Consider the following 19,893-nt stretch of genomic DNA (forward strand, 5'->3'; position numbering starts at 1 on the left):
AAGGAGCGAGAGATGGCCTTTAATCTTCGCAATCGTAACTTTCTAAAACTTCTCGACTTTACTCCTAAAGAGATTCAGTTTTTACTCGACCTGTCTGCCGACCTTAAAAAAGCTAAGTATGCAGGTACAGAGCAGAAAAAGCTTAACGGTAAAAACATCGCTTTGATCTTTGAAAAAGCATCCACTCGAACTCGATGTGCCTTTGAGGTAGCTGCTTTTGATCAAGGCGCTCAAGTCTCTTATTTAGGCCCTTCTGGTTCTCAGATTGGTCAGAAAGAATCAATGAAAGATACGGCGCGTGTATTAGGTCGCATGTACGATGGCATTGAATACCGAGGGTTTGGCCAAAGCATTGCCGAAGACCTAGGCGCTTATGCTGGTGTACCGGTTTGGAATGGCTTAACCGATGAGTTCCACCCTACTCAGATCTTGGCTGATTTCCTCACTATGCTTGAGCATGGTCGCGGTAAACATCTACACCAAATCAGCTTTGCTTACCTTGGTGATGCACGTAACAACATGGGTAACTCTCTGTTAGTGGGTGCCGCGAAAATGGGCATGGATATTCGCCTTGTCGCACCAAAAGCATTTTGGCCAGAAGAGCACCTTGTCGAAGAGTGCCAAGCTATCGCGCAAAGTACAGGTGCAAAAATCACGCTGACAGAAGACGTTGCCGAAGGTGTGAAAGGCTGTGATTTCCTTTACACCGATGTTTGGGTTTCTATGGGGGAAGCGCCAGAAGCTTGGGACGAACGTGTTGCTGTCATGACACCTTACCAAGTGAATATGGATGTCATTAAGCTCACAGGTAACCCTCAAGTGAAATTCATGCATTGCCTGCCCGCTTTCCACAACAATGAAACCGTGATCGGCCAGCAAGTTGCAGACAAATATGGAATGAACGGCTTAGAAGTCACTGACGAAGTCTTTGAATCGGATTACTCAATTGTATTTGATGAAGCAGAGAATCGCATGCATACCATTAAAGCAGTAATGGTTGCGACTCTGGGCCAATAGCGAATACTGAAAGTAAACAAAAGCTTGATGTAATCGCTTGCGCTCACAAATTGAAAGCGTATAATTCTCGGCAATTTGTCTGAGAGTAGTGAAAATGACGCCAAGCAATGTTGTGATAAAACATAATAAAATTGTGAAAACACCAAATATTGCTCGCAAGCTAGCATGCTTGCCAGGCCGTCTATTCTGCTTTTCAGCACTTTTTTAAAGCCTCCCATTATGGGGGGCTTTTTTATGGCCAATACATTATTGTGGGGAAGAAGATCATGGCGAATTCGCTCTATCAAAAGCACATCATCTCAATTCCAGAGCTTTCTCGTGAAGAGCTAGAATTAATTGTTCAAACGGCAGGTCAGCTAAAGGCTGAACCAAACCCAGAACTCATCAAGAACAAAGTTGTTGCCAGCTGCTTCTTCGAACCTTCAACGCGAACTCGTCTCTCTTTTGAAACGGCTATTCAACGCATCGGTGGTGATGTGATTGGTTTCGACAGTGGTGGTAACACCTCACTGGCGAAGAAAGGCGAAACGCTAGCGGACTCGGTACAGGTTATCTCTTCATACGTTGATGCTTACGTAATGCGTCATCCTCAAGAAGGTGCTGCGCGTCTGGCTTCTGAGTTTTCTAACGGTGTACCGGTTATTAACGCAGGTGACGGCGCAAACCAACACCCAACACAAACGCTATTAGACCTATTCTCTATCGCTGAGACACAAGGCCGCCTAGACAATCTCAACGTTGCATTCGTTGGTGACCTTAAGTACGGCCGTACGGTTCACTCGTTGACTCAAGCGCTAGCGAAGTTCGATAACATCTGTTTCTACTTCGTGGCACCTGAAGCACTGGCGATGCCAGACTACATTTGCGAAGAACTTGATGAAGCGGGTATCAAGTATCAACTGCTGACAGACATGGAAGATGTCATTCCAGAACTTGATGTCTTGTACATGACTCGAGTTCAAAAAGAGCGCTTCGATGAATCGGAATACGCGCACATCAAATCAGCGTACATCCTGACTGCTCCGATGCTGGAAAATGCACGTGATAACCTAAAGGTTCTTCACCCTCTTCCTCGTGTTGATGAAATTACTGTCGATGTCGATAAAACACCTTACGCTTACTACTTCCAGCAAGCAGAGAACGGTGTTTACGCACGTGAAGCACTGCTAGCCCTTGTTCTTAACGAAACGCTGTAGAGGAGAGATATCATGTCTAAAGAGACTCAATTAAAAGTTGAAGCAATCAAGAACGGAACGGTTATCGACCATATCCCAGCCAACATCGGGATCAAGGTACTCAAACTGTTCGACATGCATAACTCAAATCAGCGAGTAACGATTGGCCTAAACCTGCCATCTTCTGCTCTAGGCGGCAAAGACTTACTCAAGATAGAGAATGTGTTTATCACTGAAGAGCAGGCGAGCAAGTTAGCACTTTACGCACCTCACGCAACGGTAAACCAAATCGAAGATTACGAAGTGGTTAAGAAGCTACCACTAGAACTTCCTGAGCAAATCAACGATGTGTTTGAGTGTCCAAACACCAACTGTATTACTCACAATGAGCCCGTAGAAAGCAGCTTTAAGATCTTTGAAAAGAAAGAAGATATTCGATTGAAGTGTAAGTACTGCGAAAAAGTATTCTCTCGTGAGATCGTGACAGAAAGATAACGTCATACGGCAACGCCGATCGAACGCAAAAACTATTCAATACCTCGCCTGTGCGGGGTATTTTGCTCTTTACCTATCCTGAGTTTGAAGGCACACTAAAAATTGCTTTTTATCCAATAACTGACGGAATAACCAATGACTAAAGTACTTCACACAGAATCTGCTCCAACTGCAATCGGCCCATACGTACAAGGTGTTGACCTTGGCAATATGGTTCTGACTTCTGGTCAAATCCCAGTAAACCCAGCAACTGGTGAAGTATCTGCTGATATCGCAGAGCAAGCTCGCCAATCTCTAGACAACGTTCAAGCAGTTGTTGAAGCTTCTGGCCTGACTGTAAAAGACATCGTAAAATTAACGGTATTCGTTAAAGACCTAAACGACTTCGGCACAGTAAACGAAGTTTACGGTAAGTTCTTTGATGAGCACGGCGTTGCAAATTACCCTGCACGTTCATGTGTTGAAGTAGCTCGTCTACCAAAAGATGTAGGTATCGAGATCGAAGCTATTGCGGTTCGCAAATAGTTTTTTACCTATAGAATAAACGGTTTCTAGTAAACAAGTTGGCATAACGCTGAGCGTTTATCAGATACAAAAAAGGTTGCCCAATTGGCAACCTTTTTTATTGTTCATCATTTCACTTAGATGATTACTTCTTATTAAGCTCAATCACTTCTTTGTCTAACTCTTCAAGCTTAGCAGCCATCTGCTCACGGGCTAAGTTAGCCAGTTGACGAACATTAGACTTATCGTAATCTTCAGTGCTGATTGGTGGTAGCATTTCCACAATCACATGACCATTGTTCCAACGATTCAGCTTCACGCCACCTGTTGAGCTGCACACGATAGGAATAATAGGTAAGCCAGCGCCAATCGCAGCATGGAAAGCACCCGTTTTAAATGGCAACAAACCACGACCACGAGAACGAGTCCCCTCAGGGAACATCCATACTGAAACATCACTCTCTTTTAGACTAGTAACCACTTGATCGATCGTACCTACCGCTTTGCTGCGGTTAGCTCGGTCAATTAGGATATTCCCCGTCAACCAGTACAACTGACCAAAAAGAGGCATCCACGCTAGGCTTTTCTTACCAACAGTCACGACTTTAGGTGTTACCGCTGATGAAATCGTAAATAGATCCCAGCTGTTTTGGTGGTTTGCGACATAAACATGTTGGCCACGAGAGTAAGCATCTTCCGGGATGCGAAGCTCTAACTTCATGCCAAAGATTTTCGACATGCGACCGAAATAACGGCCAAAGGTAAATACGTGTTTCGGGTTACGTGGGCTTAATAGACAATAGCCACAACCAAATACAAACATAAGAATCGCAAATATCGCCACTGCGAAAATACGTAATATTGCTATCATTTTGCTCCTCACAACCGCCAAGTTGATTCATCTATTCACACAAAATAGGCAATAGATTCACTTGCGGTAAATACAACTATAAAAAAGCCGAAACCAAGGTTCCGACTTTTATGTTTTCATCTTACTGATTCATGAATCCACTAACCTAAGTTAGTTCGACTCGCTAAATCGTGTAATGTTTGCGCCTAAAGCTGAAAGTTTATCTTCAATCTTATCGTAGCCACGATCGATGTGATAAATACGGTCAACGATAGTTTCGCCTTGGGCAATACAGCCAGCAATAACTAGACTCGCAGATGCACGAAGATCCGTTGCCATTACTTGAGCGCCGCTTAACTTCTCAGTTTCACCACAGATAGCCGTGTTGCCTTCGATTTCCGCTTTTGCGCCCATTCGCTGTAACTCAGGAATGTGCATAAAGCGGTTTTCAAAGATAGTCTCAGTGATAACACCACTGCCCTTCGCCATCATGTTGAGCAGAGTAAACTGTGCTTGCATGTCGGTTGGGAAACCTGGGTGAGGTGCTGTTACGATTTTCACCGCTTTCAGCTCACGATCTGTCATATCAAGGCTGATCCAGTCTTCGCCCGTTTCAACCTTCGCACCCGCTTCTTCAAGCTTCGCTAATGCAGCTTCAAGAAGATGAGCGTTGGTATTACGACAAACCACTTTACCGCCAGAAACAGCAGCAGCAACAAGGAACGTACCCGTTTCGATACGGTCAGCAACCACAGAGTGATGACCACCACCAAGACGCTCAACGCCTTCGATAGTAATCGTATCCGTACCTGCGCCAGAGATCTTAGCACCTAGTTTGTTTAGGAAATCAGCCGTATCAACAATCTCAGGCTCACGCGCTGAGTTATCTAATACAGTTGTACCTTCCGCTAGCGTTGCTGCACACATGATAGTAATGGTGGCACCCACACTTACTTTATCCATCACGATGTGCGCGCCTTTCAAACGGCCGTCAACACTTGCTTTTACATAACCATCTTCCAACTTAATGGTCGCACCTAGTTGCTCTAGGCCATGGATATGTAAATCAACAGGTCGAGCGCCAATTGCACAACCACCAGGAAGTGACACTTGGCCTTCACCAAAACGAGCGACTAGAGGACCTAAAGCCCAAATAGAAGCACGCATTGTTTTTACTAAATCATAAGGCGCACAAAATTCATTAATCTCGCTGCCATCAACATGAACACTACCGTTACGTGATACTTTTGCGCCTAAACGCTTAAGTAGTTCCATCGTAGTATCGATGTCACGTAGGTGAGGAACATTACTCACTTCAACCGGCTCTTCAGCAAGGATTGAGGCGAATAAAATAGGTAGCGCTGCATTTTTTGCGCCTGAGATCGTCACTTCACCGCTTAACGGCTTATCCGATCCAATAACTCGAAACTTTTCCATCATAAACCTTAAAGTGACATCAGTTTCTTATCACGTTCCCACTCTTCTGGCGTGAAAGCCTTAATAGAAAGAGCATGGATGTCATTGCGTTGAATGTATTCCATTAGTGGGCCGTAGATTAGTTGCTGCTTCTTAACTCGATTCATGCCGTCAAAACATGCATCAACCGCAACAACTTCGTAATGACTGCCTTCACCCTTCACGAAAATCTCCTGAAGGTTCAGTGCCGCTGCTAATAATTCTTGTACTTTTGTGCTGTCCACAAATAGCTCCTGCCTAATTTTTTATGTGTTCTGCCATCATTGGCTGGATATTGCTCAATTGGAACAACGTTCGTAATTGTTCTGGCACGAAACTGAGCATTATATGACAGTTTTGATTTTTTGCATGCTCTAATAAGTGAATTAGCATCACCATTCCTGCTGAATCGACTCGATTTATATGGCTAAGGTCAATTTCAACGCTCGATTCCGTCGTTTGCCACTTTTCCAATATACGCCAGATTGCAGGGACACTGTCTCGGTCTATGTCACCGAGCAGCTGATACTCTTTAGAGCTTAGTGCTTGCCATTGAGAGTGGCTCATTATTTATTACTCTCAAAACGAATCGGTTGTGCTGCCAATTTCTCTAATTCATCGGCAACTTGTAAGATGCCTTCTTGACGAATTTTAGTATTCCACTCTGATTGCTTGCTCGATAATAGGCTAATACCTTCAGCAACCATATCAAACGCCTTCCACTCGCCCGACTTCTTGTCTTTGCGTAACTTAAATTCAAGCTTAATGTTTGGTCGCGGCGTATCTATGATACTAACCTTAATACTGGTAATACGACTATCTGCTTTGATTTTTGGTTCTGGACCAAATTCAATCGTCTGATCTGTGTACTGAGTCAGTACTTGAGCATAAGAAGATACAAGGTATTTACGGAACGCATCGATAAACACGCCTACGTCTTTTCTATCCGCGCCTTTCAAGTTTGGACCTAGCAGTTTAAGAGCCGCATATTGAGCATTAACATAGGGCATCAACTCTTCTTCCACAATGACCTTCAATAACTCAGGATCTTGCTGGATATTCTCTTGCTCACTCTTCAAACGATCAAATGCCACTTCAGCAACTTGCGTCATCATCTGATAAGGCTGAGTGCGATCAATCGATTCTGAAGCAAAAACTTGAGCAGAAACAAGTGAAGCCATTGCGACCATAAACATTGATTTCAAGTAACCGATAGCTTTTAAATGACTAATATCTTTTAAATGACTAATAGTTTTCAACATCATCTTACTCCTTAGCTTCGCTGTCATCAGAGCCACCAACGCTATACAGCACTTGGCCAATCAAATCTTCTAGTACCAATGCTGACTTGGTGTCTTCAATAGAATCACCATCAACCAACATCTCTTCATCATCAAAAATGAAGCCAGGAACCAGGCTGATGTACTGCTCACCGATTAAGCCAGACGTTAAGATTTGAGCACTAGAGGTATCTGGAAATTGTGAGTACTTCGCATCAATAGATAATTCAACGACAGGAAGGTAACTCTCGGTATCAAGCTCAATACTTTTAACTCGACCGACAACGACACCACCCACCTTCACTGGAGAGCGAACTTTTAGGCTACCAATGTTGTCAAAGGTCGCTTTTAGATTGTAAGTATGGTTCGAACCTAAGCCTTTTACGTCAGCGACTTGAAAGATCATGATTAAGATTGCGCAAATTCCGACAATAACAAAGGTGCCGACCCATAATTCTAATTTTCGAGTTTGTTGCATGATTAATTCCCAAACATCAATGCGGTAAGAACAAAATCTAGCCCTAATACCGCTAGAGAAGAGTGCACTACAGTGCGTGTGGTTGCCTGACTAATACCTTCTGAGGTCGGTACCGCATCATAACCATTAAAAAGTGCGATCCAAGTTACTGTGATAGCAAAGACCATACATTTGATCGTGCTGTTACCAATATCTCGACCTAGCTCAACGGAAGACTGCATCGCAGACCAGAAACTGCCGTGGTCAATGCCCTTCCAATCGACACCAACCAACTGAGCCCCCCAAATCCCGACCGCCATAAAGATCATCGCGAGCAGTGGCATTGAGATAAGCCCGGCCCAAAGGCGTGGCGCTATAATGCGTTTGAGAGGATCGACGGCCATCATTTCAAGGCTAGAGATCTGTTCGGTTGCTTTCATTAAGCCGATCTCAGCCGTTAATGCTGAACCTGCGCGGCCTGCAAACAATAATGCAGTCACCACTGGGCCCAACTCACGTAACAATGAAAGCGCGACCATTTGACCAAGGTTACCTTCAGCACCGTAGTCGATTAACACGACATAGCCTTGCAGGCTGAGCACCATGCCAATAAACAAACCCGAAACTAAAATGATAGCTAATGACTGAACACCAACGCTATAAAGTTGTTTAACGAATAAAGGGAAATTCTTTAGTCTCGGGATGCCAAACAAAGCCCCAAATAACATCAGGCTTGCTCGACCAAATGACTCACAGATCGCAAGTGTTCGCTTACCGACACCCGCAATAGCTTTAACAATCATATTAAAACAAATCCTCTTTTAAGCTCTTCGCAGGAAATCTAAACGGCACAGGGCCATCCGCGTCACCTTGCAAAAATTGCTGCACTCTCGGATCGCTGTTGTTGTACAACTCATCAGGCGCACCAGCAGCAATGATTTTTCCATCAGCCATCAGATAAACCCAATCGGCAATACTCATCACCTCAGGCACATCGTGGGAAACGACAATAGAGGTTAAGCCTAGGGCTTGATTGAGATTACGGATCAGCTCAACTAAGACGCCCATAGTGATCGGGTCTTGGCCAACAAATGGTTCATCGTACATGATGAGTTCAGGATCCAGTGCGATCGCACGGGCCAACGCAGCACGTCTCGCCATCCCACCAGACAATTCACTCGGCATCAATTGCGCAGCACCTCGTAACCCTACGGCTTCAAGCTTAAGTAATACGATGGTACGAATGAATTTTTCGTTAAGTTCAGTATGCTCTCGCAGCGGAAACGCCACATTATCAAAGACATTAAGATCAGTAAAAAGTGCACCCGATTGGAAAAGCATGCTCATTTTCTTGCGGGCTTGATATAGCTTACGACGTGATAATGCAGGGATATTGTCGCCATCAAACCAAATTTCGCCCTCATCTGGCGGTAATTGTCCGCCAATCAAACGCAGCAAGGTCGTTTTACCGATCCCTGACGGGCCCATGATTGCGGTTATTTTTCCCTGAGGCACCTCTAAACTGATGTCATCAAAGATAACGCGCTCACCGCGTGAGAAGCTGAGGTTCTTAACTTTCACAAGCTCAGTGTTCAACATATTTTTGTTGTTTCCTTGCTTTAAAATACGCCAATTATGGCTGCAATAATAATGAGTCTACTTTAGAATTAAAAGCACTGTTCAATTAATTCATATTAAACAGGAATCTATGCAGGGATTTGAAAGCATTAGAAAATTATCTATTGAGCTCTCTTTCTTGCCTGCTAACTGGTAATTAATTTGCCGAGTGACTTCCCTTTTATCTAGCAACAGGTCAAAATTAGCGGTTAATTCTCCGTTTTTTATTAATTTTTTAGGAATCATCATGCTTGAAGCGATTGCGCTTCTTATTATCGGTCTAGGTTTTTTGGTGTGGAGTGCAGATAAGCTGGTTTACGGCGCCGCTGCTCTTGCTCGCAACTTTGGTATCTCACCATTAGTTATCGGTATGACGATTCTAGCAATGGGGTCTTCGGCTCCTGAAATGATGGTTTCAGCAACAGCTGCTCTTGATGGAAAAACAGATACGGCTGTAGGTAACGTTCTCGGTTCAAACATCGCCAACATCGCACTGATTTTGGGTATTACAGCGCTTATCAAACCGCTATCAATTAGCTCTGGTGTGATTCGCCGTGAACTACCATTGATGATTGGTGTCACTCTACTAGCGGGCGCTTTGCTGTGGGACAACCATTTAGGATTCTACGAAGGCGTATTATTGTTTGTTCTTTTTGCCGCATTCTTATTCGCGATGCTGCAAATCAGCCGCAGTGAGAAAAAGAACGGCGATGCCTTCCTTGAAGAACAAGAATCTGAAGTTCCTGAAGGCGTGAGCAACCCTAAAGCCGCAATGTGGGTGGTAGTTGGTCTGATTATTCTGCCTCTAGCTGCCAACATGTTGGTTGATAACGCGGTTGTTATCGCGAAGTTCTTTGGCATGAGCGACCTTGTGATTGGTTTAACCATTATTGCCGTTGGTACAAGTCTGCCTGAGCTAGCAGCATCACTTGCTGGCGTAATGAAGGGTGAGGATGATATGGCCGTGGGTAATATCATTGGCTCGAACGTATTCAACATCCTTGCTGTTATGGGTATCCCTGGCATCCTCAACCCTTCAGTCTTGAGCGAGTTTGCGATGGGTCGTGATTTCTGGGTAATGCTAGGTGTATCGCTACTGCTTGTCGTCATGGCGCTAGGTAAATCACGTAGTGTGAATCGTATTGAAGGCGGTGTGTTAATAGTGACATTCGTGGCCTACCAAGCTTACCTACTTATGAACATGTCAGCTTAATTATTGATTTAACTTCCCGTACTTGGAGTATTTAATGTCTCAGTCATTCGATTATCGCAGTGTTGCAAAGCAAGTTTTGGAAACCGAAGTTGCAGGTCTTACTCAATTGGACCAATATTTTAATGATGACTTTTGCAATGCTTGCGACCTTATCCTGAACAACAAAGGAAAAGTGGTTGTGATGGGCATGGGAAAATCTGGCCACATCGGCAAAAAAATAGCAGCAACACTAGCAAGTACTGGCACATCCGCTTTCTTCGTACACCCAGGGGAAGCTGCGCACGGTGACTTAGGAATGATCGGGGCTGGCGATGTCGTGATAGCAATATCCAACTCTGGCGAATCAGGTGAAATCCTAAGCTTATTCCCGGTATTGAAGCGTTTGAACATCAAGATTATCAGCATGACAGGTAAGCCAGCATCAAACATGGCGACTTTGTCTGATATTCATTTACAAATATCAGTGCCAGAAGAAGCGTGTCCATTAGGGCTTGCACCAACAACCAGTACAACGGCTACCTTGGTGATGGGTGATGCATTAGCCGTCGCACTGTTACAAGCCAGAGGATTTACTGCGCAAGATTTTGCTTTGTCCCACCCTGGCGGCGCTTTGGGTCGACAACTATTATTGAAGCTTGAAGATATCATGCATACGGGCGATGCACTCCCAGTGGTAGCACCGGAAGCATTGGTACGAGACGCTCTTTTGGAGATATCTCAAAAAGGCTTGGGGATGACGGCAGTCGTAGGTGAAGACGGTCTAATGGCCGGTATTTTTACTGATGGTGATTTGCGCCGTATCCTAGACAAGCGCATCGATATCCATGATACGCAGATCGGCGACGTGATGACGCTAAATCCGACGGTAGCAGAACCAAACATGCTCGCGGTTGAGGGTTTGAACTTGATGCAAGCTAAGAGCATCAATGGCCTAATGCTGTGCCATGAAGGCAAACTAGTCGGAGCGTTAAACATGCATGACTTACTGAAAGCAGGAGTAATGTAATGACACAGACAGTCGAAACTCTATACGGCACGGTAGATTCAGAAGTGTTTGCCGTAGCGAAAGAGATTAAATTGCTTATTTGCGATGTCGATGGCGTATTCTCAGATGGTCGCATCTACATGGGCAACAACGGTGAAGAACTGAAAACCTTCCACACTCGTGATGGCTATGGCATTAAGTCACTGATGAACGCCGGTATCGAAATCGCGATCATCACTGGCCGTAAATCTCAAATTGTTGAGAATCGAATGACCGCTCTCGGTATTAAGCTTATTTACCAAGGTCAGGATGATAAAGTTAAGGCATACCAAGATATTTGCGATAAGCTTTCTGTAAATCCTGAAAATACGGGCTACATCGGAGACGATCTGATCGACTGGCCTGTGATGGAAAAAGTTGGCTTGAAAGTATGTGTTGCAGATGGTCATCCACTACTTGCAAAGCGTGCAAATTACGTGACAACCATTAACGGTGGTCACGGTGCGGTACGTGAAGTTTGCGACCTTATTTTACAAGCAAGAAATGAACTCGACGTGCATAAAGGTTTAAGCATATGAGTTTTACTCGTATTATCTATTTAATACTAATATTTATTGCCTCTTGGTCGACCTATTACTTGTACGACAAAGAGCAAACATCAACGATACAAGTGGCTCCAAATTTGGAGCTGCCCGCGTTTAGTGGCAAAAGTCTAAACAACATTAGCTATGACGAAAGCGGTATTCGTAGCTATCAGGTTGAATCGACGTATTTAGAGCACTACTCAGTGGTTGGCGATACGCACTTTCAAAACCCGGTTCTTTCGGTATTCCGAGAAGGGCACACGATTGAATGGCAAGTCACCGCTGATCGCGCGATTATGGATGAGAATCAAGTTGTCACGTTTTATGACAACGTCGTGGCAAAGAACCTGTTGCCAGAAGCCAGCTTCGATACAATGACCACAGATAAAATGGTTGTTGAGCTGCCTAGCCGAGATTTTTATTCAGAGACTCCGGTCCATATGATCGGTACATTTTTTGAAACTGAGGGACAAGCAATGAAAGGTAACTTCGGTACCAACAATGCAACCCTCTTTAATTCTGTTCAAGGTAGATATGAAACTCTTACACCTTAGTTTATTCGCTTTGACCCTTGCGGCGCCTAATGTCTATGCCCTTTCTTCGGATAGCGAGCAACCTGTCTACATTGACTCAGACAGCCAGCAATTGGATATGAAAAGTAACCAAGTGACTTTCCTTGGTGATGTAAACCTTAAGCAAGGCAGCATCAATATCAATGCCGATAAGGTTATTGTTACCCGCAACGCCGTAAACGGTGAGATTGAAGAAATTCAAGGCTTCGGTAAGCCAGCGACCTTCTCTCAACTGACTGACGACGGGAAGACACTCTACGGTGAAGCTGATGACTTACATTACCAGCTTGTTGCCGACAAATTGATCATGACTAAGAATGCAATGCTATCTCAAGATGGCAGCATCATTCGTGGCTCTAAGATCACCTACCAGATCGGCTCTCAAAAATTAGTCGCTGACAGTGGTGAAAACAAACGAGTGTCAACGGTTTTACAACCAACGGAAGTGAATAAGTAACGATGGCTGTTCTTAAAGCAAAAAACCTAGCGAAAACCTACAGCAAGCGCAAAGTTGTTACCGATGTAAGCTTGCAGGTAGAGTCAGGCCAGATCGTTGGTCTGCTTGGCCCTAACGGTGCGGGGAAAACGACCTCTTTCTATATGATAGTTGGCCTGGTTGCGCGTGATGAAGGTACTATCAGCATTGACGACCGTGACATCAGTATCTTGCCAATGCACAGCCGTTCTCGTCTTGGTATCGGTTACCTACCGCAAGAAGCATCGATTTTCCGTAAGTTGTCTGTTGAGAACAACATCATGGCCGTTTTACAAACCCGTGATGAGATGACTAACGAACAGCGCCAAGATAAGCTGGAAGACCTTCTAGAAGAATTTCACATCCAACATATCCGCACCAGTAATGGTATGGCTCTGTCAGGTGGTGAGCGTCGTCGTGTGGAGATTGCTCGAGCTCTAGCAGCAAACCCGCAATTCATTCTGCTGGATGAACCGTTTGCCGGTGTTGACCCGATCTCAGTTATCGATATCAAGAAAATCATTGTTCACCTACGTGATCGCGGCTTGGGCGTTTTGATTACCGATCACAACGTTCGTGAAACATTAGATGTGTGTGAAAAAGCTTACATCGTAAGCCAAGGACACCTGATCGCTGAGGGTACTCCTGAAGATGTTCTCAATAACGAACAAGTTAAACAAGTTTATCTAGGCGAACAATTCCGTCTATGATTATATAGAGAGTATCGAGAGTTCTAAGAATAATAACTAGGTAAGTCACACTGAATGAAACCCTCATTACAACTTAAGCTAGGCCAACAGTTAGCAATGACTCCTCAATTGCAGCAAGCGATTCGTTTGTTGCAATTGTCTACTTTAGATTTGCAGCAAGAGATTCAAGAAGCACTTGAATCTAATCCACTACTCGATGTCGAAGAAGGCAATGAAGATACGCCTACATCGGAAGAGAAACCTAGCAGTGACGAGAAAGAAACAGTTGAAGCCACAGAGCAAGATTTACCTGATAGTTCAGACTTAATCGAAAAATCAGAAATTGGCAACGAACTAGAAATCGACACAACTTGGGAAGACGTCTACAGCGCAAACACAGGTAACACTGGTATTGCGATTGATGACGACATGCCTGTTTATCAAGGCGAAACGACTCAAAGCCTACACGATTACCTACTTTGGCAACTCGACCTAACACCATTCTCTGAAACTGACCGAAGCATTGCTTTCGCGCTGATTGATGCCATTGATGACTATGGCTACCTCACCGTATCTTGTGAAGATATCCTTGAAAACTTCGATAGCGAAGAAGTAGAGCTTGATGAGATTGAAGCCGTCCGCAAACGAGTTCAGCAGTTTGACCCGCTGGGTGTCGGTTCAGTGAACCTACAAGATTGCTTGTTACTGCAACTGGCAACCTTTCCCCAGGATACCCCTTGGCTTAACGAAGCTAAGTTAGTACTTACTAGCCACATCGACCAACTCGGTAACCGCGATTACAAATTAGTCATCAAAGAAACCAAGCTGAAAGAAGCGGAACTACGTGAGGTTCTGCAGCTGATTCAGCAACTGGATCCTCGACCTGGCAGTAAGATTACACCGGACGAAACTGAATATGTGGTTCCAGACGTAACGGTGTTCAAAGATCTTGGAAAGTGGTTAGTCACCATTAACCCTGATAGTGTCCCTAAGCTGAAAGTAAATCAGCAATATGCCGCTCTTGGTAGCAAGGGCAGCAGCGCAGACAACCAATTCATTCGCTCAAATTTGCAAGAAGCAAAATGGCTAATCAAAAGCTTAGAAAGCCGAAATGAGACGCTACTCAAAGTTGCGCGATGCATTGTTGAACATCAGCGTGATTTCTTCGAACATGGCGAAGAAGCGATGAAGCCAATGGTTCTGAATGATGTTGCGTTAGCCGTTGATATGCACGAATCCACGATCTCTCGTGTGACGACTCAAAAATTCATGCACACGCCACGTGGCATCTTCGAACTCAAATACTTTTTCTCAAGCCATGTCAGCACTGACAATGGCGGTGAATGTTCATCTACAGCAATTCGCGCACTCATTAAGAAGCTTGTCGCAGCGGAAAATACCGCGAAGCCTCTCAGTGACAGTAAGATTGCTGCTTTACTGGCTGACCAAGGAATTCAGGTAGCTAGACGTACCATAGCGAAATACCGTGAGTCTCTGGGCATTGCCCCATCGAGTCAGCGTAAACGCCTGTTATAGGCTAATTTAGTTAGCTATTTAGTTAACTATTAATTTAGTTATAACCTGGCAACCAACTGAAAAGGAAAGTCTATGCAAATCAATATTCAAGGCCATCACGTTGATCTTACCGATTCAATGCAAGACTATGTTCGCACTAAATTCGACAAACTTGAGCGCTTCTTTGATCATATCAATAGCGTTCAGGTTGTTTTAAAAGTTGAGAAAATCAATCAAATCGCGGAAGCTACCCTGCATATAAATCAGGGGGAAATCCATGCGACAGCAACTGATGAAAGCATGTATGCCGCGATTGATTCATTGGTTGATAAACTCGTCCGCCAACTCAACAAGCACAAAGAAAAGCTAAGTAGTCACTAACATGCAATTAAGCGAAGTACTTTCATTGGACTGCACCAAAAGTGCAGTCCAATGCACAAGCAAAAAAAGAGCCCTTGAGCTCATCAGTCAGATCGCTGCAGAAAGCTGCGGTCAAGATTCAACAGAACTGTTTGAGTGCATGTTGAGCCGTGAAAAAATGGGCAGTACTGGTATTGGTAATGGTATCGCTATTCCTCATGCTCGTATGAATGTCAGTGATAAAGCGATAGCTGTATTACTACAATGCCAAGACCCAATCGAATTTGATGCGATTGATAATCGTCCTGTCGACCTACTATTTGCCCTGCTTGTTCCAAGTGAACAGTGCAAGGAACATCTAAAAACCCTTTCATGTATGGCAGAACGACTTAACGACAAGCAGACTCTTAAAAAGTTGCGTAATGCTCAAAGCGATCAAGAGCTTTACGACATAATGATCCAAGTGCCAACTTGCGAGCAATAACATGCGATTAATCGTTGTGAGTGGCCAATCTGGGGCCGGTAAAAGTGTTGCGTTACGAGTCCTTGAAGACTTGGGGTATTACTGTGTTGATAATCTTCCAGTAAACCTGCTAAGCGACTTCGTCGAATCGGTACGCGAGATCAATCAAAACGTCGCTGTTAGCATTGATATTCGCAACCTACCGAAAGAACCGCAGTTAGTTACAGAGACTCTAGAACAACTAGAAGCCGCCACTGATATTGATGTGAACGTTTTGTTCCTAGACGCAAGCAAGCAAACGCTACTCAACCGCTACAGCGAAACACGCAGAATCCACCCTTTATCGATCGGTCAGGAAAAGTTATCTCTTGAGCAAGCGATTGATTTAGAAAAGACACTCCTAACACCTCTCGCAGAGCAAGCCAGCATTGTGATTGACAGCAGTGACTGCAACCTCTATGAATTGAGCGAAAAGGTTCGATTTAAAGTTGAAGGCAAAGAGAAGCAAGAGCTGATCATTGTCTTTCAATCTTTCGGCTTCAAATACGGCCTACCAAGTGATGCCGACTATGTGTTTGATGTTCGCTTTTTGCCGAATCCTCACTGGGAACCCGCACTGCGACCATTAACGGGTCTTGATGCACCCATTCACTCTTTTCTTGAAAAACATTCAGAAGTTCTTGAACTCAAGCAGCAAATTCAAGGCTTTGTTGAGCAGTGGTTGCCAATGCTAGAGAAGAATAATCGCAGCTATCTAACGGTCGCGATTGGTTGTACTGGCGGTAAACACCGCTCGGTTTACCTAACTCAGAAAATTGGTGAATACTTCGAACAACTTGGCCATCAAGTTCAAATCAGACACGCCTCCCTAGAGAAGCACCAACAGGGCTAACCATGGAATTAACTCGAACTGTACTGATCCAAAATCGCTTGGGTCTTCACGCTAGAGCAGCCGTAAAATTGGTTGAGCTTGCACAAAGCTTTGATGCAACCATCACTATCCATAGTGAAGAAGATAAAACGGCAACAGCAGACAGTGTGATGGGGCTACTTATGCTGGAGTCGGCGCAAGGGCAACACATCACCATCCAAGCCGCAGGCACCGATTCACAGCAAGCGCTTGATGCCGTTTGTCACCTAATTGAAGACCGGTTTGATGAAGGCGAGTAGCAAAAACGCTTCACTCACAACATCTAGAACTCAAACCACGCATCAACCAATATTAATTCTTAGTTCTACCTAAGTTAATGATTTAAATAAGCCCCAGAATTAAGTTACTATTCCAAGCATTGTTAGAATAATGAGATAGGAGGAAAATATGGCAGAGCAATTAGAATTCGACCAAGCTCACCAAACCCTCCAAGAAGTCAGCGAAGCCCTAGAAAACGGCCGATTTGTTCACGTACGCCGACAACTTCAGGATATGGAACCTGAGGATATTGCACACCTTTTAGAAGCCTCCCCTCGCAAAAGTCGTGACGTACTCTGGCAACTCACCGACCCTGAAGACTACGGTGAAATTCTTGATGAACTAAACGAAGACGTCAAAGATGCTCTTGTGTCGAAAATGGCACCAGAGACCTTGGCAGAAGCAACAGAAGGCATGGAAACCGATGACGTCGCGTACGTACTTCGAAGCCTACCTGACGATGTTTCTCGCGAAGTCCTTTCTCAAATGGACTCCGTTGATCGTGCTTTAGTTGAAACCGCACTATCGTACCCAGAAGATTCAGCGGGTGCGTTAATGAACACCGACGTAATCACGATACGTGGTGATGTCGATGTTGAGGTCGTACTGCGTTATTTACGTATGCGTGGTGAATTACCTGACGCTACCGATGCATTGTATGTTATCGATGACGACGAACGCCTCATTGGTAACCTATCGCTCAGCACACTGATTACGACTCAGCCTGATGTGTCTGTTTCAGAAGTGATGGAAGATGCCGACGAAGCGATCGCAGTTGAAACCAGTGCCTCTGATATCGCCAGCCTGTTCGAACGTCGTAACTGGGTGTCAGCTCCTGTTGTCGATGTAAATCAACACCTTGTCGGTCGTATCACGATCGATGATGTGGTTGATGTTATCCGTGAAGATGCCGAACACTCAATGATGAGTATGGCGGGTATGGACGATGACGAAGATACCTTCGCACCGGTCGTCAAATCTGCTCGTCGTCGTAGTGTATGGCTAGGCGCAAACGTTTTGGCAGCACTCGCGGCAGCGTCTGTGTCTAACATGTTTGAGGCGACACTGAATGAGATGGCCGCGATTGCTGTTTTGATGACTATCGTACCGTCCATGGGTGGGGTTGCAGGTAACCAAACCGTCGCTCTAGTGATTCGTGGTTTAGCGCTTGGTCACATTGGTGACAGTAACAAACGCGAACTGCTACTCAAAGAAGCCTCTATCGGCTTCCTTAACGGCATTCTATGGGCCGTTATCATTGGCGGCATAGTGGTTGCTTGGAAAGGCAATTGGATCTTGGGAGGCATCATCTCAGCAGCGATGATGACAAACTTGATTGTCGCGGGTATCGCCGGTGTAACCATTCCTGTGATGCTGAAGAAGATGAATATCGACCCTGCCCTTGCAGGCGGTATGGCTCTGACCACAGTAACCGATGTGATTGGCCTATCGGTATTCTTAGGCCTAGCCACCATTCTTATCTAACTCATGCTTATCTAGTGTGAATAAACAGATAGCCTATTCTAAGATGGGATGCTGAATACAAAAAGGGAGCCAGAGGCTCCCTTTTTAATAGGTCAGATTTACGCTTCAGGTTTAAGTCTCATGTTTAAACTACAACAAATTAAGTAAATTACTCACCCGCGACTTTCATCGATTCAAGCAAGATAGAACCGGTTTGAATTTGTGAACGAGTTTCAACGTCGTTACCTACCGCTACAATCTGAGTGAACATATCTTTTAGATTGCCTGCGATCGTCACTTCCGATACTGGGTATTGGATCTCTCCGTTCTCAACCCAGAAACCTGCAGCACCACGAGAATAATCACCTGTCACGGTATTAACGCCTTGACCCATCACTTCAGTCACAAGGAAGCCTGTGCCTAACTCTTTTAGCATCTGCTCAAAGTTTTGACCGGTCGATTTAACGAACCAGTTATGAATACCACCCGCATGACCTGTTGGCGTCATATCCATTTTACGTGCGGCGTAGCTCGTTAGCAGGTAAGTTGCTAACACACCGTCGGTGATGATTTCACGATCTTGAGTGTAAACACCTTCGCTATCGAATGGGCTTGAAGCCAAACCACGTAAGATATGCGGACGCTCAGAGATATTGAACCAATCTGGCAAAATTTTCTGACCTAGATGATCCAGTAAGAACGAAGACTTACGGTAAAGGTTACCACCGCTAATTGCCATCACAAGGTGGCCAATTAGACCTGTAGCAACATCGTTCGCGAACATAATTGGATATTGGCCTGTTGGTAGCTTTTTAGCATCCAAACGGCTGATGGTTTTTTCTGCCGCTTCTTGACCAACACGCTCAGGCGCCCATAGCTCATCACGATGACGTGCAACGGTGTAGCTGTAGTCACGTTCCATTTCACCATTAGCGCCTTGTCCAATCACACAGCAGCTCGTGCTATGGCGACTTGAGGCGTAGCTTGCTAGTAAGCCATGGCTGTTACCATAAACCTTAACACCATAATGACTGTCGTAGCTTGCACCATCACTTTGCTTGATCTTGTCGCTATAAGCTAGCGCTTGCTTCTCAGCAGCAATTGCAATCTCAGCGGCATAGTCAGGGTTTGGTTCATCAGGGTGGAAAAGATCCAAATCTGGAATTTCTTTTACCATGTATTCTTTTGCTGCAGGACCTGCAAATGGGTCTTCAGAAGTATACTGAGCGATATCAAGCGCAGCCGCGACTGTTTGAGCAATTGCCTTTTCACTCAGATCAGATGTAGATGCGCTGCCTTTTTTCTGGCCGCGGTAAACAGTAATACCTAGAGCACCATCACTATTAAATTCAACGTTTTCCACTTCACACATACGTGTTGAAACACTTAAACCCGTTGACTTAGTAATAGCGACCTCAGCTGCGTCTGCACTCACTGATGCCATATCCAACGCTTTAGCTACTGCGGCTTCTAGCTCAACTCTTTGCTGGGCGACTTGCTGTTTTACATCCATATCTATTCTAATTTTTTAGGT

25 protein-coding genes are annotated in these 19,893 nt (G+C 44.7%); 16 read left to right on the forward strand and 9 right to left on the reverse strand.

The features are described 5' to 3' along the window. The first annotated feature begins 12 nt into the window (after positions 1 to 12). The 4 genes from OCU90_RS15400 (at position 13) to OCU90_RS15415 (ending at position 3,212) form a co-directional block, all read left to right on the forward strand. Positions 13 to 1,017, forward strand: a complete 1,005-nt coding sequence (locus tag OCU90_RS15400; RefSeq protein WP_017086700.1) for an ornithine carbamoyltransferase — start codon at positions 13 to 15, stop codon at positions 1,015 to 1,017. A gap of 266 nt (positions 1,018 to 1,283) precedes the next feature. Continuing rightward, complete coding sequence (pyrB, locus tag OCU90_RS15405; RefSeq protein WP_004735321.1) at positions 1,284 to 2,213, forward strand: aspartate carbamoyltransferase; 930 nt, start codon at positions 1,284 to 1,286, stop codon at positions 2,211 to 2,213. A gap of 12 nt (positions 2,214 to 2,225) precedes the next feature. Continuing rightward, positions 2,226 to 2,687: an aspartate carbamoyltransferase regulatory subunit gene (gene pyrI, locus OCU90_RS15410; protein WP_004735320.1), complete on the forward strand. Its 462-nt coding sequence runs from the start codon at positions 2,226 to 2,228 to the stop codon at positions 2,685 to 2,687. Positions 2,688 to 2,822: 135 nt separating this feature from the next. Further along, positions 2,823 to 3,212, forward strand: a complete 390-nt coding sequence (locus OCU90_RS15415) for a RidA family protein (RefSeq protein WP_061023515.1) — start codon at positions 2,823 to 2,825, stop codon at positions 3,210 to 3,212. 124 nt (positions 3,213 to 3,336) lie between these two features. On the opposite strand, the gene OCU90_RS15420 is transcribed toward OCU90_RS15415, so the two are convergent. From OCU90_RS15420 to mlaF, 8 genes are all read right to left on the reverse strand, one after another. Beyond that, positions 3,337 to 4,062, reverse strand: a complete 726-nt coding sequence (locus OCU90_RS15420; protein ID WP_029222177.1) for a 1-acylglycerol-3-phosphate O-acyltransferase — start codon at positions 4,060 to 4,062, stop codon at positions 3,337 to 3,339. Between the two features lie 150 nt (positions 4,063 to 4,212). After that, the gene (gene murA, locus OCU90_RS15425) at positions 4,213 to 5,478 is read right to left on the reverse strand and encodes a UDP-N-acetylglucosamine 1-carboxyvinyltransferase (RefSeq protein ID WP_004735317.1); all 1,266 of its coding nucleotides are present in this window, start codon (positions 5,476 to 5,478) and stop codon (positions 4,213 to 4,215) included. An 8-nt stretch (positions 5,479 to 5,486) separates the two neighbouring features. Beyond that, the gene (gene ibaG / locus OCU90_RS15430) at positions 5,487 to 5,741 is read right to left on the reverse strand and encodes a BolA family iron metabolism protein IbaG (RefSeq protein ID WP_004735316.1); all 255 of its coding nucleotides are present in this window, start codon (positions 5,739 to 5,741) and stop codon (positions 5,487 to 5,489) included. A 13-nt stretch (positions 5,742 to 5,754) separates the two neighbouring features. Next, on the reverse strand, positions 5,755 to 6,063 hold the full coding sequence (locus OCU90_RS15435; protein ID WP_004735315.1) for an STAS domain-containing protein: 309 nt from the start codon (positions 6,061 to 6,063) through the stop codon (positions 5,755 to 5,757). Beyond that, complete coding sequence (locus tag OCU90_RS15440; RefSeq protein ID WP_136973692.1) at positions 6,063 to 6,692, reverse strand: MlaC/ttg2D family ABC transporter substrate-binding protein; 630 nt, start codon at positions 6,690 to 6,692, stop codon at positions 6,063 to 6,065. The genes OCU90_RS15435 and OCU90_RS15440 overlap by 1 nt, the downstream gene beginning before the upstream one ends. A 70-nt stretch (positions 6,693 to 6,762) precedes the next feature. Then, positions 6,763 to 7,254 carry an outer membrane lipid asymmetry maintenance protein MlaD gene (mlaD, locus tag OCU90_RS15445; protein ID WP_017078788.1) on the reverse strand — a complete coding sequence of 164 codons (492 nt, stop codon included), beginning with the start codon at positions 7,252 to 7,254 and terminating at the stop codon, positions 6,763 to 6,765. Positions 7,255 to 7,256: 2 nt separating this feature from the next. Continuing rightward, positions 7,257 to 8,036: a lipid asymmetry maintenance ABC transporter permease subunit MlaE gene (gene mlaE, locus OCU90_RS15450; protein ID WP_004735312.1), complete on the reverse strand. Its 780-nt coding sequence runs from the start codon at positions 8,034 to 8,036 to the stop codon at positions 7,257 to 7,259. Position 8,037: 1 nt separating this feature from the next. Further along, positions 8,038 to 8,832 (reverse strand): phospholipid ABC transporter ATP-binding protein MlaF, encoded by a 795-nt coding sequence (mlaF, locus tag OCU90_RS15455; protein WP_004735311.1) that lies wholly within the window; start codon positions 8,830 to 8,832, stop codon positions 8,038 to 8,040. A 265-nt stretch (positions 8,833 to 9,097) separates the two neighbouring features. On the opposite strand from mlaF, the gene OCU90_RS15460 reads away from it, so the two are divergent. From OCU90_RS15460 to mgtE, 12 genes are all read left to right on the forward strand, one after another. Continuing rightward, positions 9,098 to 10,063: a calcium/sodium antiporter gene (locus OCU90_RS15460; protein WP_061023516.1), complete on the forward strand. Its 966-nt coding sequence runs from the start codon at positions 9,098 to 9,100 to the stop codon at positions 10,061 to 10,063. 34 nt (positions 10,064 to 10,097) lie between these two features. Further along, the gene (locus OCU90_RS15465; RefSeq protein WP_004735308.1) at positions 10,098 to 11,069 is read left to right on the forward strand and encodes a KpsF/GutQ family sugar-phosphate isomerase; all 972 of its coding nucleotides are present in this window, start codon (positions 10,098 to 10,100) and stop codon (positions 11,067 to 11,069) included. Then, on the forward strand, positions 11,069 to 11,626 hold the full coding sequence (gene kdsC, locus OCU90_RS15470) for a 3-deoxy-manno-octulosonate-8-phosphatase KdsC (protein ID WP_004735307.1): 558 nt from the start codon (positions 11,069 to 11,071) through the stop codon (positions 11,624 to 11,626). Before OCU90_RS15465 ends, kdsC begins: the two co-directional genes overlap by 1 nt. Further along, positions 11,623 to 12,186, forward strand: a complete 564-nt coding sequence (gene lptC, locus OCU90_RS15475; RefSeq protein ID WP_004735306.1) for an LPS export ABC transporter periplasmic protein LptC — start codon at positions 11,623 to 11,625, stop codon at positions 12,184 to 12,186. Before kdsC ends, lptC begins: the two co-directional genes overlap by 4 nt. Continuing rightward, a complete protein-coding gene (gene lptA, locus OCU90_RS15480) occupies positions 12,167 to 12,661 on the forward strand; it encodes a lipopolysaccharide transport periplasmic protein LptA (protein WP_004735305.1) in 495 nt (164 codons plus the stop codon). Before lptC ends, lptA begins: the two co-directional genes overlap by 20 nt. 2 nt (positions 12,662 to 12,663) lie before the next feature. Then, positions 12,664 to 13,389 carry an LPS export ABC transporter ATP-binding protein gene (gene lptB, locus OCU90_RS15485; RefSeq protein WP_004735304.1) on the forward strand — a complete coding sequence of 242 codons (726 nt, stop codon included), beginning with the start codon at positions 12,664 to 12,666 and terminating at the stop codon, positions 13,387 to 13,389. Between the two features lie 54 nt (positions 13,390 to 13,443). Further along, on the forward strand, positions 13,444 to 14,904 hold the full coding sequence (locus OCU90_RS15490; protein ID WP_004735303.1) for an RNA polymerase factor sigma-54: 1,461 nt from the start codon (positions 13,444 to 13,446) through the stop codon (positions 14,902 to 14,904). A 72-nt stretch (positions 14,905 to 14,976) separates the two neighbouring features. Continuing rightward, on the forward strand, positions 14,977 to 15,264 hold the full coding sequence (gene hpf / locus OCU90_RS15495; RefSeq protein ID WP_004735302.1) for a ribosome hibernation promoting factor: 288 nt from the start codon (positions 14,977 to 14,979) through the stop codon (positions 15,262 to 15,264). A 1-nt stretch (position 15,265) separates the two neighbouring features. Beyond that, positions 15,266 to 15,727, forward strand: a complete 462-nt coding sequence (gene ptsN / locus OCU90_RS15500) for a PTS IIA-like nitrogen regulatory protein PtsN (RefSeq protein WP_004735301.1) — start codon at positions 15,266 to 15,268, stop codon at positions 15,725 to 15,727. 1 nt (position 15,728) lies between these two features. Next, positions 15,729 to 16,598 (forward strand): RNase adapter RapZ, encoded by an 870-nt coding sequence (gene rapZ, locus OCU90_RS15505; protein ID WP_061023519.1) that lies wholly within the window; start codon positions 15,729 to 15,731, stop codon positions 16,596 to 16,598. Positions 16,599 to 16,600: 2 nt separating this feature from the next. Then, positions 16,601 to 16,876 carry an HPr family phosphocarrier protein gene (locus OCU90_RS15510; RefSeq protein ID WP_004735299.1) on the forward strand — a complete coding sequence of 92 codons (276 nt, stop codon included), beginning with the start codon at positions 16,601 to 16,603 and terminating at the stop codon, positions 16,874 to 16,876. A 148-nt stretch (positions 16,877 to 17,024) separates the two neighbouring features. Next, a complete protein-coding gene (gene mgtE / locus OCU90_RS15515) occupies positions 17,025 to 18,380 on the forward strand; it encodes a magnesium transporter (RefSeq protein WP_004735298.1) in 1,356 nt (451 codons plus the stop codon). A 148-nt stretch (positions 18,381 to 18,528) separates the two neighbouring features. On the opposite strand, the gene pmbA is transcribed toward mgtE, so the two are convergent. After that, positions 18,529 to 19,872 (reverse strand): metalloprotease PmbA, encoded by a 1,344-nt coding sequence (gene pmbA / locus OCU90_RS15520; protein ID WP_004735297.1) that lies wholly within the window; start codon positions 19,870 to 19,872, stop codon positions 18,529 to 18,531. Positions 19,873 to 19,893 lie beyond the last annotated feature (21 nt).

The organism is Vibrio splendidus (assembly GCF_024347615.1).
In the GTDB taxonomy this organism is placed as follows: domain Bacteria; phylum Pseudomonadota; class Gammaproteobacteria; order Enterobacterales; family Vibrionaceae; genus Vibrio; species Vibrio splendidus.

Coding starts and splice junctions, on each gene's coding strand:
- pmbA (WP_004735297.1), bottom strand. CDS start 19,872: ATGGATGTAAAACAGCAAGTCGCCCAGCAAAGAGTTGAGCTAGAAGCC.
- mlaD (WP_017078788.1), bottom strand. CDS start 7,254: ATGCAACAAACTCGAAAATTAGAATTATGGGTCGGCACCTTTGTTATT.
- lptC (WP_004735306.1), top strand. CDS start 11,623: ATGAGTTTTACTCGTATTATCTATTTAATACTAATATTTATTGCCTCT.
- OCU90_RS15420 (WP_029222177.1), bottom strand. CDS start 4,062: ATGATAGCAATATTACGTATTTTCGCAGTGGCGATATTTGCGATTCTT.
- mlaF (WP_004735311.1), bottom strand. CDS start 8,832: ATGTTGAACACTGAGCTTGTGAAAGTTAAGAACCTCAGCTTCTCACGC.
- OCU90_RS15510 (WP_004735299.1), top strand. CDS start 16,601: ATGGAATTAACTCGAACTGTACTGATCCAAAATCGCTTGGGTCTTCAC.
- pyrI (WP_004735320.1), top strand. CDS start 2,226: ATGTCTAAAGAGACTCAATTAAAAGTTGAAGCAATCAAGAACGGAACG.
- OCU90_RS15460 (WP_061023516.1), top strand. CDS start 9,098: ATGCTTGAAGCGATTGCGCTTCTTATTATCGGTCTAGGTTTTTTGGTG.
- murA (WP_004735317.1), bottom strand. CDS start 5,478: ATGGAAAAGTTTCGAGTTATTGGATCGGATAAGCCGTTAAGCGGTGAA.
- mgtE (WP_004735298.1), top strand. CDS start 17,025: ATGGCAGAGCAATTAGAATTCGACCAAGCTCACCAAACCCTCCAAGAA.
- lptA (WP_004735305.1), top strand. CDS start 12,167: ATGAAACTCTTACACCTTAGTTTATTCGCTTTGACCCTTGCGGCGCCT.
- OCU90_RS15435 (WP_004735315.1), bottom strand. CDS start 6,063: ATGAGCCACTCTCAATGGCAAGCACTAAGCTCTAAAGAGTATCAGCTG.
- OCU90_RS15490 (WP_004735303.1), top strand. CDS start 13,444: ATGAAACCCTCATTACAACTTAAGCTAGGCCAACAGTTAGCAATGACT.
- OCU90_RS15465 (WP_004735308.1), top strand. CDS start 10,098: ATGTCTCAGTCATTCGATTATCGCAGTGTTGCAAAGCAAGTTTTGGAA.
- mlaE (WP_004735312.1), bottom strand. CDS start 8,036: ATGATTGTTAAAGCTATTGCGGGTGTCGGTAAGCGAACACTTGCGATC.
- kdsC (WP_004735307.1), top strand. CDS start 11,069: ATGACACAGACAGTCGAAACTCTATACGGCACGGTAGATTCAGAAGTG.
- OCU90_RS15400 (WP_017086700.1), top strand. CDS start 13: ATGGCCTTTAATCTTCGCAATCGTAACTTTCTAAAACTTCTCGACTTT.
- rapZ (WP_061023519.1), top strand. CDS start 15,729: ATGCGATTAATCGTTGTGAGTGGCCAATCTGGGGCCGGTAAAAGTGTT.
- OCU90_RS15440 (WP_136973692.1), bottom strand. CDS start 6,692: ATGTTTATGGTCGCAATGGCTTCACTTGTTTCTGCTCAAGTTTTTGCT.
- pyrB (WP_004735321.1), top strand. CDS start 1,284: ATGGCGAATTCGCTCTATCAAAAGCACATCATCTCAATTCCAGAGCTT.
- ptsN (WP_004735301.1), top strand. CDS start 15,266: ATGCAATTAAGCGAAGTACTTTCATTGGACTGCACCAAAAGTGCAGTC.
- OCU90_RS15415 (WP_061023515.1), top strand. CDS start 2,823: ATGACTAAAGTACTTCACACAGAATCTGCTCCAACTGCAATCGGCCCA.
- lptB (WP_004735304.1), top strand. CDS start 12,664: ATGGCTGTTCTTAAAGCAAAAAACCTAGCGAAAACCTACAGCAAGCGC.
- hpf (WP_004735302.1), top strand. CDS start 14,977: ATGCAAATCAATATTCAAGGCCATCACGTTGATCTTACCGATTCAATG.